The 12,507-nt window shown below is 64.6% G+C and carries 9 protein-coding genes; 4 read left to right on the top strand and 5 right to left on the bottom strand.

From position 1 onward, the window contains the following. Window positions 1–143: 143 nt before the first annotated feature. A complete protein-coding gene (locus QYQ99_RS10645) occupies window positions 144–626 on the top strand; it encodes an Lrp/AsnC family transcriptional regulator (protein WP_003060152.1) in 483 nt (160 codons plus the stop codon). Window positions 627–858: 232 nt separating this feature from the next. Beyond that, on the top strand, window positions 859–2,568 hold the full coding sequence (locus tag QYQ99_RS10650; protein WP_302092602.1) for an MFS transporter: 1,710 nt from the start codon (window positions 859–861) through the stop codon (window positions 2,566–2,568). 94 nt (window positions 2,569–2,662) lie between these two features. Here the strand turns inward: QYQ99_RS10650 and mltA are convergent, their stop codons facing one another. Further along, window positions 2,663–3,838, bottom strand: coding sequence for a murein transglycosylase A (gene mltA / locus QYQ99_RS10655; RefSeq protein WP_302092603.1), 1,176 nt, complete (start codon window positions 3,836–3,838; stop codon window positions 2,663–2,665). On the opposite strand from mltA, the gene QYQ99_RS10660 reads away from it, so the two are divergent. Together QYQ99_RS10660 and QYQ99_RS10665 are read left to right on the top strand one after the other, a co-directional pair. Next, window positions 3,837–4,007 carry a hypothetical protein gene (locus QYQ99_RS10660; RefSeq protein WP_003072234.1) on the top strand — a complete coding sequence of 57 codons (171 nt, stop codon included), beginning with the start codon at window positions 3,837–3,839 and terminating at the stop codon, window positions 4,005–4,007. The genes mltA and QYQ99_RS10660 overlap by 2 nt on opposite strands. 184 nt (window positions 4,008–4,191) lie before the next feature. Then, window positions 4,192–4,851, top strand: coding sequence for an OmpA family protein (locus tag QYQ99_RS10665; protein WP_003066797.1), 660 nt, complete (start codon window positions 4,192–4,194; stop codon window positions 4,849–4,851). Window positions 4,852–4,918: 67 nt separating this feature from the next. Here QYQ99_RS10665 and QYQ99_RS10670 read toward each other — a convergent pair whose 3' ends face one another. The 4 genes from QYQ99_RS10670 to QYQ99_RS10685 are packed head-to-tail and all read right to left on the bottom strand — an operon-like array spanning window position 4,919 to window position 12,487. Next, window positions 4,919–5,548 carry a response regulator transcription factor gene (locus tag QYQ99_RS10670; RefSeq protein ID WP_302092604.1) on the bottom strand — a complete coding sequence of 210 codons (630 nt, stop codon included), beginning with the start codon at window positions 5,546–5,548 and terminating at the stop codon, window positions 4,919–4,921. 5 nt (window positions 5,549–5,553) lie between these two features. Further along, window positions 5,554–7,629 carry a two-component system sensor histidine kinase NtrB gene (locus tag QYQ99_RS10675; protein WP_302092605.1) on the bottom strand — a complete coding sequence of 692 codons (2,076 nt, stop codon included), beginning with the start codon at window positions 7,627–7,629 and terminating at the stop codon, window positions 5,554–5,556. Beyond that, on the bottom strand, window positions 7,626–8,441 hold the full coding sequence (locus QYQ99_RS10680; protein WP_302092606.1) for a carbon-nitrogen hydrolase family protein: 816 nt from the start codon (window positions 8,439–8,441) through the stop codon (window positions 7,626–7,628). Before QYQ99_RS10680 ends, QYQ99_RS10675 begins: the two co-directional genes overlap by 4 nt. After that, window positions 8,438–12,487: a YhdP family protein gene (locus QYQ99_RS10685; RefSeq protein WP_302092607.1), complete on the bottom strand. Its 4,050-nt coding sequence runs from the start codon at window positions 12,485–12,487 to the stop codon at window positions 8,438–8,440. The genes QYQ99_RS10680 and QYQ99_RS10685 overlap by 4 nt, the downstream gene beginning before the upstream one ends. Between the last annotated feature and the right edge of the window lie 20 nt (window positions 12,488–12,507).

Genomic DNA, 12,507 nt, shown 5'->3' on the forward strand with positions numbered 1-12,507 from the left:
TATTGCTTTGGGCATTCCTGCGCCAGAGGCATGGAACGCGGGTTGTTTGACCAAAGTTTACGGAAAACGCCCTGAATAGAGCTTTCTTTTTATTGCCGGGATTAACCTAGTTTTTGAAAGAATCTTGCTGTAAATTTCGAATCATGAATCAACTTGATCGCTTCGACTGGGCCATCCTGAACGAGCTCCAAATGGACGGCCGCCTCACCAATGCCGAGCTGGCCCAACGCGTAGGTCTGTCCGCCGCGCCCTGCTGGCGGCGCGTGCGCGCCCTGGAGGAGTCGGGCTATATCACCGGCTATCACGCCACGCTGGACCGCCACAAGCTGGGCCTGGGCGTGCTGGCCTTTGTGCGCGTGGATGCCGCACAGAACACGGCCGACATCACGCTGCGCATGGAGGAAGCGATTCGCCTGCTGCCCGAGGTCACCTCCTGCCACTACATCAGCGGCGCGGGCACCTTCGAGCTGCAGGTCGTGGCCCGGGATCTGGAGAGCTTTTCCGGCTTTGTGCGCAATGTGCTGCTGCGCCTGCCCAACGTCAAAGACGTGCACACGATTTTCTCGCTGGGCGAAGTGAAGTCCAGCAGCGCGCTGCCGCTGCCCAGCACGCTGACGCACGCCTGAGTGCCGCCTGAGTGCCGCCCGCTCCAGGCCGGCATCCTTCAAAAGTGAAGCATGTACCGCTTTATTCATAAGCGATACAGACTCAATCTATATTGAAATCATTATTGAACAAGCGCCATAAGCTCACATATAGATAGCATCCAGTGCATGACCAGCACTGAGCGCCGGGCCGGGCAGGTTTGAGAAACTACGTATTTGTCAGCACAACTTTCCTGCGACAGAATCGTGCACCATGGCCCACGATGATTCCGCAGCACGCGCTTCCCACCCCCCAAACATTTCAGAATCCGGCCAGGTCCCAGCAGGCAAGCTGCTGGAAGATCCCTCGGCCATGCATGACGGCGGCGCGCCGCCTGCCGCGGCCCCGGGCGTCTGGACACCACTGGCCACCCCCACCTTCCGCATGCTGTGGATGATCTGGATGACGGCCAATATCTGCATGTGGATGAACGATGTGGCGGCCGCCTGGCTGATGACATCGCTGACCACCTCGCCCGTGCTGGTGGCGCTGGTGCAATCGGCCTCCACCTTGCCGGTGCTGCTGCTGGCCCTGCCCAGCGGCGCGCTGGCCGACATTCTGGACCGGCGCCGCTATTTCATCGTCACCCAGTTCTGGGTCGCCGCCGTGGCGCTGCTGCTGTGCCTGGCCGTGCTCTCGGGCCAGCTGACGCCCTATCTGCTGCTGGCCCTGGTGTTTGCCAACGGCATCGGATTGGCCATGCGCTGGCCGGTGTTCTCGGCGCTGATCCCCGAGCTGGTGCCCAAGCACCACCTGCCCTTTGCCATGGCGCTCAACGGCGTGGCCATGAATGCCTCGCGCATCATCGGCCCACTGGTGGCGGGCGCCCTGATTGCCAGCCTGGGCAGCGCCTGGGTGTTCGTGCTCAACGCAGCTCTGTCCATCGTCTCGGGCTTTGTGCTGCTGCGCTGGAAGCGCCAGCAGCCTGCCAACCCGCTGGGCCGCGAGCGCCTGGGCTCGGCCATGCGGGTGGGTCTGCAGTTCATCCAGGAGTCGCCGCGCATGCATGCCGTGCTGCTGCGCACCGTCTGCTACTTTCTGCAGGCCGCCGCCATCATGGCGCTGCTGCCGCTGACGGCCCAGCGCCTGGACCACGGCACGGCCAGCAGCGGCAGCGCCGGCACCTTCACGCTGCTGCTGGCGTCCATGGGCGCGGGCGCCATCCTGGGCGCCATGCTGCTGCCGCGCATACGCCAGATGATGTCGGGCGAGCGCACGGTGCTGGCCGGTGTGGCCGCGCAGAGCCTGGCCACGCTGACCGTGGCCTTCGCCCCCCATATCGCCGTGGCCGTGCCGGGCATGATGCTCTCGGGCATGGCCCTGCTGGCCACGGCCAACACGCTGGGCGTGGCCGCGCAGATGGCCCTGCCCAACTGGGTGCGGGCACGCGGCATGTCCATCTACCAGATGTCCATCATGGGCAGCACGGCGATTGGTGCCGCCATCTGGGGCAAGGTCGCCAGCCTGGGCTCGGTGCAGATCAGCATGGCCGTGGCCGCCGTCAGCGGGCTGACGGCCCTGCTGATCGTGCAGCGCCTGAACCCGGACCGCGACATCGAGGAAGACCTCAGCCCGTCGCGCGCCTTCACGCCGCCGACGGCCGCGCTGCCGCCCGAAGCCGGCCGCGTGGTGGTGACCATCGAGTACCTGATCGATCCGGCCAGGGCCGGCGCCTTCCGCGATCTGATGCAGCTGAGCCGGCGCAGCCGCCTGCGCCAGGGCGCGCTGTCCTGGAGCCTGCTGCACAGCATGAGCCATCCCGAGCGCTTCGTGGAGCAGATCACCGACGAGTCCTGGACCGAGCACCTGCGCCGCTTCGAGCGCGTGACGACCGCCGATGTGGCGCTGCGCGACCGCAAGCTGAGCTTTCACAAGGGCAAGGAGCCGCCCGTGGTGCAGCGCTACTTCACCGACGCTCTCTAAAAGAGAGCTGCTAGCGCTTTCAGTGCAAGGATTTCAGATAGTTATCCATTGAAATCCATTGACTGACAAGCGCTTGCAGCTCCTGTTTTTTGCATCAGCGCAGATGCGGCGCCGATCCGGCCAGGGCCTTGGGCCAGAAGGCCCAGAGCTTGAGCGGCTGCTTGATGCGGCCCGCCACATCGCCGGCCTCGGCCCCCCAGCCCATGAAATAGTCGGCGCGCACGGCGCCCAGAATGGCGCTGCCCGTATCCTGCGCAAACACCAGGCGGTTGAGCGAGACGGTGGGGCCGGGCGTGGACAGCCAGACCGGCGTGCCGTAGGGGATGCTGTTGCGGTCCACGGCAATGGAGCGGCCCGGCGTCAGCGCCACGCCCTGCGCGCCCTTGGGGCCGAACTGGGCATCGAAGTCATTGAGCGCCTCCTCGCGGAAGAACACATAGCGCGGATTGCTCCACAGCATCTCGTTGACCCGCGACGGATTGGCGGCAATCCAGGCGCTGATGCCGGGCCAGGTGGCGTCGCGCACCAGGTTCTGGTCGAGCAGCCAGCGGCCCACGCTCTTGTAGGGCTGATCGTTGGTGCCGGCATAGGCCACGCGGATCATGCGCTGGCGACCGTCGGCCTCGGTAAGCATCAGCCGGCCCGAGCCCTGGATATGCAGCACCAGCATGTCCACCGGGTCGCGCAGCCAGGCAATGGCACGGCCGGCCAGCGCGGCCTGCGCCTCGGGGTTGGTGTCGATCTGCTGGCGCGTGAACCAGGGCTTGCGCTTGCCAAAGCCCTGCGGGACCTGATAGATGGGCACATTGAAGCCGTTGCCCTGCACCCGGCGCGCCTCGTACAGGGGCTCGTAATAGGCGGTCAGCATGCCGTCGGGGCTGCCCGTGGTCGCTTCGATGCGATAGGGCTGCAGCGTGTTCATCATCCAGCTGCGCTGCTCGTCTTCCGAGGCAATGCTCAGGCGGCGCACCTCGCCGCACAGATTCGCAAACACGGTGCTGGGACGCTCGCAGTTCTTGATCCAGGCATTCCAGGCCTCGTTCAGAGAATCCTGGGGTACGCCGGGCAGCTCGCCCCAGTCCACCGCCACCCAGCGGCTTTTAGTCGGTACATTGGCGGTGAACGGCGGCTTGGCTGCGGAAGCCGGCCCGCCATGCGGAGCCATCTCTGGCACCGGTGCCGGGTCGTTTTGCTGCTTGGTGGTGGTGCATGCCACCAGGGTTCCTACAATCAGCGCCAGTGAAGCTCGGCGCAGGAGATGGAAATTCATGGGTCTGATTTTGCTTGAAGCACTGCTGGCATTGGCCATTTTGGTCGCTATTGTGTGGTGGACCATGTTCTCGGGTCGAAAAAAGGGTGAGTTGCCGGCCCCGGTCGAGCCGGCGCCGCACAAAGAAGTGCTTGCAGACCCCGAACAAGATCGCTCTAATCGAGCTTAGCCCATGGCGCTGCAGCCACTGCAGCGCGGGCCGGATGTGACAATCTTTTGCATCAGAAACCGCTCGCTGGCCCACGTCCTACTTTTTTTGCCTTCTCTTGGCAGTACGCTCGTGGCCTTGCAGCTTTTACGCGAAGCTGGTTTGCAAGACCCTCCGGGTCGTTTATCAAACTAAGGAGTTTTCTATGCGCAAACAAATGGCTGTGACGGCCGCTCTGGCCTCTGCATTGTTGATCACCGGCTGCGCCAATACCGGCGGCATGTCGGACACCACGCGTCGTACTGCCACCGGTGCAGGCGTGGGCGCGCTGGGCGGCGCTGCCATCGGAGCCATTGCTGGCGGCCATGCCGGCAAGGGTGCACTGATCGGTGCCGGTGTCGGCGCCCTGGGCTCCTATATCTGGTCGCAGAACCTCGAGAAGCAAAAGCGTGAAATGGAAGCCGCGACCCAGGGCACAGGCGTGGGCGTGACACAGACTGCGGACAACCAGCTCAAGCTGGACATCCCCAGCGACATTTCCTTTGACACCGGCCGCGCCGACATCAAGGGCAACTTCGCCCCCATCCTCGATCGCTTTGCCGAAGGTCTGCGCAACAACCCCAACGCAGAAGTGCGCATCATCGGTCACACCGACAGCACAGGCTCCGATGCCATCAACAACCCTCTGTCGCTGCAGCGCGCCGAGAGCACCCGCAACTATCTGACATCGCGCGGCGTCAACGGCGCCCGCATCCAGGTGCAGGGCATGGGCTCGCACCAGCCCGTGGCCTCCAATGCCACCAACGAAGGCCGTGCGCGCAACCGCCGCGTGGAAATCTTCGTGGGCGAACGTGCGCCTCAATAAGCCAGCGCGAGACCAGCAAAAAAGCCCCGCTTGGCGGGGCTTTTTTGCTGGTCTCGGAGGCTTTTATTCAGGCGTTGCGCAGCAGATTGGCCAGCTCGACGGCCGACTTGACCTGCATCTTGTCGAAGACCCGCGCGCGGTGCACTTCCACGGTGCGCACGCTGATGTCGAGCTGATCGGCGATCAGCTTGTTCGGTACGCCCTCGACGACCAGTTTCATCACGTCCTTTTCCCGATCGGTCAGCTCGTCCAAACGGCTGCGCACCTCTTCGCGCGCCTGCAAGGCGGCCAGATGCTCGGCAGACAGCGCCAGAGCCTGCTCCACACGGTCCACCAGCGCGTTGTCGGAAAACGGTTTCTCGCAAAAGTCGAAGGCACCGCGCTTGACCGTATCCACGGCCGTGGGGACATCGGCATGTCCGGTCAGAAAGATCACGGGCATGGCCTCGATCTGGCCGCGCTCCAGCATGCGGTTGAACAGCGACAGGCCGCTCATGCCCGTCATGCGCATATCGAGCAGCAGGCAACAGGGCCGGCGCGTCACGGGGGTGGTCTGCAGCACGGCCTGCTCGAATTCTTCGGCGTTGCGATAGCACTCGCTCAGCAATCGGCGCGAACGCAGCAGCCATGCCAATGCCTCTCGGACATCGGCATCGTCGTCCACAACGTAGACGGTAGCGTCGGTGACAGGTTCCATGAAGCCTAGTTCTTTCTGGGTTCCCTGTGGGCCGGAAGCGTGAAGACAAACTCCGTGCCCTGCGGGAGGTGCGGGCGGTAATCAAGGCGACCACCATGTTGCTCCACCACCGTGCGGCACAGGCTCAGGCCCAGGCCCATGCCTTCGGTGCGCGTGGTGAAGAAGGGGGTGAACAGCTGCTCGGCGACTTCCGAAGAAATGCCGGCGCCGCAGTCCATGATGGAAAATTCTACCCAACGCGCGTTATTACCGTCAGAACTGCGCCTGACAGCCATGGTCAACACCCTCTCCTTGAGCTCGGGCAGGTCCATGGCCTGCATGCCGTTGCGCGCCAGATTGAGCAGAACCTGCTCGACCATGGTGACATCGCACAGCACCCCCGGCAGATCGGGCTCCAGCTCCAGCTGCACATTTGCATTGAGCTTGTGCGCCTGCAGATAGACCAGAGGCATGACGGCATCGATCAGCTCCACGGGCGGCACCACCTCTTTGGAATTGTCTCTCCGGCGCACGAAATCGCGCACGCTCTTGATGACCTTGCCCGCGCGATCGGCCTGAAAGCTGATGCGCTCCAGAGCCATGCGCAAGTCCTTGATATGCGGGGCATGAGGGTCGCTAGGCTCATGCTCGAGCAGATTCAGCGAGCCCGTGGCATAGCTGGAAATGGCGGCCAGCGGCTGTGTCAGCTCATGGCTGAGCATGGAGGCCATCTCACCCACGGTCGCCAGGCGTGCCGTGGCCTGCAGGCGCTCCTGAGAGGCACGCGACATCTCCTCCATGCGGCGCTGCTCGCTGATGTCGATGAAGGCGCTCATCCAGCCCGTGTGCTGGCCCTGGGCGGTGATCAGCGGTGCCTCGAAAATCAGCACCGGAAAGCGCGAGCCGTCCTTGCGCATGAACACGCTCTCGTGGCCCTGGCGCGGTGTGGGCAGCAAGCCGGCAAGGCGCTGATCGCGCCGGCTCACATATTCCTGGGCCAGCTCGGGCGGCCAGTAAGGCGCCACATTGAGGCCCAGCAGCTCCTGCGCACTGAAGCCCACCATATTGCAAAAGGCCGGGTTCACATAGGTGATGCGGCCCTGGAGGTCACGTGCACGCATGCCCGTGACCAGGGAGTCCTCCATGGCCTTGCGAAAGGCCAGCGCATCGCCCAGATCTCGCTCCGCCCGCAGGCGGCGACGGTTGTCGCGCACCAGCACCACCACCACGGTCACCAGCGCGATCGACATGCCTGTCACCAGCGCCGTCATCACATTCGGAAAGACGCTGGGCGCGTGATGCCAGCTGTCCATGCGCAGCACCAGGGTGTTGCCGGGCAAATCCAGCAGTTGCTGGGCCGTGAACATGCGCGAGCCGCGCCAGGCCGCCCCCACCATGGCCAGACGCGTGCCGTCCGGCTCGGTGAACGAAACCTCCTGGGTGCGCGGCAGGGACTTGCCCACCTGGGCCATGAGAATGCCTTGCAGGCTGTAGGTGCCCAGCACATAGCCCACCACATGGCCGTTCTCCGTCAGCGGCATGCAGACCTGCATGGTCTCCGTGCCCAGGCCCTCGCCCAGCAGCTGGAAGCGGCTGGGCGAATACGATGGCCCGTTGACGCGTCTGGCCTGGGTACAGGTCAGTGCCTCGCCCGAATGCAGCTCGGGCAAATGGCTTTCGTCTTCGACCAGCAGGGTGCGATAAGGCGTCTCTGCATGCTCGATGAGGCGCATGTTTTCGCCCCGCCACTCGATGCGCATCAGGTCACGGCGCTGCTGCAGCAGCTCGCTCGCATGCTCACGCCAGCTCGAGTGCTTGCCGCTGTAGGCGCTCAGCGCCAGCAGGTCCTGCAGATTGCGTCCCAGCGCTGCACGGATATCGCCAACGGCATTGGCGGTATCGCGCTCCAGCTTTTCCTGCACCTGCGATGCTTCATAGCGTCCGGCCAGCCAGACCATGGTGACCAGCATGCTGACCACCAGTGCCACCAGCAAGGTCCATAGCGACCAGCGCTTCCAGGCCATGCGCCAGCGCCGCCAGGGCCAATGCGCAGGATGGTCCTCGGGCAGCTCGTCAAGAGTGGTATTGAGCGGATCAGTCACAGCACACGATGGCTCAAGGCCGGCAATTGCTGGCGCACCTGCAGCAAGCGGTCACGATTGAGCTCTCCCGCCACCACGCCGGCGCCGCTGGCCTGCAGGCCCTGCACCTCGCCCCAGGGATCGATCAGCAGGCTGTGGCCCCAGGTGCGACGACCGTTTTCATGCACGCCGCCCTGGCCCGGCGCCAGCACATACGCCAGGTTCTCTATCGCCCGCGCCCGCAGCAGCACCTCCCAGTGCGCCTGGCCCGTGGTGTAGGTGAAGGCACTTGGCACCAGTAGCAGATCGGCCCCCTGTGCGCTGAGCGCGCGGTACAGCTCGGGAAAGCGAAGGTCATAACAGACGCTCAGGCCCAGGCGCCAGCTCACGCCATTTCTGGCCTGTATGTCGCAGACCACGGGCTGGCTGCCCGCCTGCACCACGGCCGCCTCGGTATAGCTCTCGCGCCCGTTGTCGAACTGAAACAGGTGGATCTTGTCGTAGCGGGCCACGCATTCGCCGCCGGGTGAATAGACCAGGCTGGTGTTGAGCACGTGGCTGTCGTCAGCGGCCTGCAGCGGCAGCGTGCCGGCCACCACCCACAGCCCCAGCTGCCTGGCGGCAGCGGCCATGAAGTCCTGGATCGGCCCCTGGCCAAAAGCCTCCCGGTAGGCCAGCTTGTCGGTGTCCCTGGCACCCATGGCACAGAAATACTCGGGCAACACCACCAGCTCCGCGCCCAGGGCGGCGGCCTGCTGCATCAGGCTGCGTGCCTGCGCCAGGTTGGCGGCGACATCCTGACCCGAGACCATTTGTAGAGCGGCAATCTTCATGGCTTCTCCTGTGAGCCTGGAGCGGCAGCGGGCGGCTTGTCGACACCGTCGGCACCGGCCTTGGGCACGCTGCGCCTGGGCAGCTCGGTCACCTGCGGGTCTTCCCAGCTGCCGTGGATATGGAACTCCTTGGTCGTGGCCGCAATCAGCGGGCCACGCAAAATCATCTGGGCCAGAAAGCTGCTCAGCCCCACCACGGGGTTGATGGCCGTGGCGACCAGGGAGGCGGACAGGGCGTTGATCTCCGGCACCACCACCACATGCAGGTCCTGGGTTTCCTTGTCGATGTCGGCAGAGCCCTCCATCAGCACGGCCGCGTTCACGCCCTTCATCTGCATGTTATTCGTCTTGGCTATGCCGCGCTCTATGGTGACATCGCCCCGCATGAAGTCGAACGAGAAGCCGTTGCGAAACACGTCGCGGAAGTCCAGCGTCAGCCGCCTGGGCAAGGACTGAAGGCTGAGCACGCCCAGCAGCTTGGCCAGCCCCGGATCGGCCTTGAGGAACTGGCCTTTTTGCACCTCCAGATGTACAGCGCCGGACATGGTCTTGAACTCCGGCGTCACGGGCGCTCCTGTCCAGCTGATTTCACCCTGCAGCTGACCCTGTCCATTGGCAACCACGCCAGGCATGTCAAAGCGATTGAGCAGCTTGCCCACATCGCGCAGATTGAGCTGGAACTGCAGCTGGGTCTGACCCGGGTGCTTTTTGTCACTGGAGCGCAGCCCCCAGGAGCCCTGGGCCGTCAACGTCGCCTCGGGAGTGCTGATATTGAAGCGCGACAGTTGCCATTCGCGCTGCCCCGCGCCGGCGGACAGCCCTTGATTGCGCGCCACCACATCCAGCTTGCCCAGCGAACGCTTGCCCAGCTGGAAGTCGTCCACGCTGACCTGCAATGCCGGTAACTCGCGCACATTGCCGCTCTGTTCCGCAGCAGCAGCATCCAGCCCGTCGTCCGGGCCGTCGGGAATGCTCAGACGCGAGAGCTTGGCGATGACCAGGCCGCCCGGCTCCTGCGCAGATGACTCGCGATACTCCACACGCCCCGCCAGCTCGCGTGCCTGGATCTGGCTGGTCCAGACCCTGTTGGCATGGCTGAGCTGCAGGGACACATCATTGAGCGAGCGGCCATGGAGCTTGACCTCGCGCGCCTTGAGCGCCAACTGCTGCGGCACAAACTGGCGCCAGCTCTCTTCCTCGGCACCGGGACCATCGGCAGCGCCCCCTGTGCCATCGGGCCACAAACGACTCCAGGCATCCAGATCAAGCACCGGCAGCTGCACCCTGGCCTGCAGGCCCGCAGGCGGCAAAGCGGCTTCCGCCTTGCCCGCCTCCACCAGCTCCAGGCTGCCGCGTGTGATGCGAGCCTGCGCCCCGCTGATATCGCGCTCCAGCAAGGCTGCGGCCTGATTGCCCCATTGCACGCTGAACTGATCGGTCAGCGGCCTGGCCACGGCTGGCACTGTGCGGTTGACACGCAAGGCCAGGGAGCTGTCGGCCGCCTTGCCCAAAGGAGCTGGCAACATGACCGCCATGCCTTGCAGGTCGGACTGCAGACTGATTTCCGGCACGCTGTGCAGCACCTTGATCTGCAAGCCATAACGGGCCTGGCCTTGCAGATGCTTGCCCAAAGCCGCCAAATCGCTCATCTCCCTGGCATCTCGCAGGCCCTGGGCGGTGGCAATACCGTCCACACGCACTTGCACCGCAGCCGTGGCGGCATCGGCGGCAGGCTTCATGCCGCCCTCTATGCGCACATCACCGCCCAGCGCTTTGGCTTGCACACCCGAGAGCTGAAAGCCGGTCTCCGAAAACTGCACATTGCCGCGCAACTGGCTGAGCGCGGGCACCTCGGGCATCAGCTGCAGCGTATTGCCCGCCAGCGCCACTTCACCCTGTACCTTGCTGCGCTCCATATGCATGGTGGGCAGATGCAGCCTGAGGCTGAGCTTGGCATTGCCCGTGGCCTTGCTGCTATCCAGCGCGTGGGCGGTCAGCGCAGACAGGGCAGAGCCTTGAACCAGATTCAGCATATCGCCCAGGGCTCCATGAGCCTTGGCGTTGACCTCCACCTCGGTCAGGTTCCAGTCGGCCACTCCGGCCTGCGCTTCATCAACCACGATGGCGGTATGCCCCAGAAAGCCCTTGGCCTTGCGCACCTGCATGGAGTTGCGCTCGAACACCAGCTCGCCCGACAGCCTGGTCAGCGGCGGCCAGGGCTTTTCACCGGGCCCGAGCAGATAGCCGGGCACGAACTGGTAGTTCACATCATGCATCTGGGCACTGATGTGGAATTCGCCCTTGCCCGGTTTTTCAAACGGCACATGCTCGAGCTCGCCCTTGACGCGGAAGTTCACCGCGCTGGCCTGACCCGTGGTGATGGCCTCGCGCACATAGCGCAGCGCATCGCTGCCCAGATCCTGGGGCAGATAGCTATAAATGCGCTCCCCCTTGGCGCGGCTGAGCTGCCCTTGCAGATCCAGCAGCCCCGGAAAGCGCGGCTGCTCCTTGGTCCCTGCACCGGACTGCCAGCTGGCCTGGGCCTGGCCAGCCGTGTCCTCATTGGCGAAACGCAGCCGGGGCACCTGCACCTTGATGGTCCGGCCCTTGTCCAGCAACTGCCAGCGCACCAGGCTGTCGAGCTGATCGAACGGGATGTCGGGGTCTTCAAACACGCCGGGAAAGCTCAGCATGGCCTGATTGACGGCCGGCGCCTTGGTTAGCGTAGCCTCGCCGCTGTCCTGGTCCAGGCTGAACTTGCCGCTCAAGCCCCGCACGCCTGGAATGCCTATGCTGTGAGGGCCCTCCTGCGAAGCCTGGGAGCGCAATCCCAGCTGCTCGAACCGCCCCGAAGCCTTGTACTGCGCCAGCTGCTGCAGAGGTCCGCGCCATGACAACTTGAGATCACTCAGCTGTCCTGCCGGCGAAAGCGCCTTGAGCTGGGTCTGCACGGCCTGCGGCAGGGGCAGACGCTGCAGCATCTGCGCCGCAATGGCCAGGTCGATGCCATCGGCCTGAACGTCGCCATGCTCGCCCTGGCTGCCCTGCTCGGAAGCGCCGGTGGGCACATAGCGCAGGCTGAAATCGCCCCTGGGCCAGTTCAGGCCGTCCTCGGCCGTGAACTGCAATCCCTGGACGGAAAACTGGTAACCGTTCTGATTCTTGGCCCGCAGGCGCCCGCGCAAGGCCTGCAGGGCCAGGGGCTCAGGTCTGTCCCGCCATTGAAGTTGCAACGCCTGCACGGCGACATCGGCCACCCCGCCCACGGGCTGGCCGCGCTCCACATCCAGCCAGGCCCTGACCGAGCCCTTGCCCTGCTGCAGCTTCCAGTCCTGCGGATCCAGATACTGGCCCAGATGGGACAGGTCGATATGCGTGAAGTCCAGATAGGCCTGTCCGCTCCAGCGCTCCAGACGCCCTTCATGCACCGACAGCAAAGGCTCCTTGAAATTGCCCATGACCGTAAAGCGCTGGCCCCAGCCCTCTGGCGGCGTGGCATCCAGCCGCAGGGAGTGATGCCAGCGCTTGTTGCGCAGCACCAGATCCACATCCTGCAGTTGCAAGGGCGCGGCATGACGCAGCTCGTCCACCCACTGCAGCTTGCCGCTGCGAATGGCGATTTCGGGCTGGGAGAAGATCCAGTCGGAGTCGCCCCCATGCCCCGGATCGGATGACACGGCAATGCCGGCGACAAAAATCTGGCCGTCGGCATCGCGGCGGACCGTCAGATCCGGCGCTTCAAGGTATATCTGCTCCACGCCCAGGGTCATCAGCGAATGGGCGGAGACCGCCACCACCACCTTGGGCAGCAGCAAGGCCTCACTCTTGTTCGCAGGGTCATGCAGGACCACATCGCCCAGCTCGAAAGTCGGCACCAGACCCGATCGGTACGCATGCAGCCGGCCTATGGAAACCGGTATACCCAGGCTGCGTGAGGCCAGGGATTCCAGCTCGGGACGCCACTGCTCGATTCGCGGCACAATCCAGAAATGGAGCACCCCCCACACGGTGGCCAGCAGCAGCCACAGGCTAAGGACCAGTCCCAAAGACCACCGTGCCAAGCTGG

Source organism: Comamonas testosteroni (assembly GCF_030505195.1).
Classification (GTDB): domain Bacteria; phylum Pseudomonadota; class Gammaproteobacteria; order Burkholderiales; family Burkholderiaceae_C; genus Comamonas; species Comamonas testosteroni_G.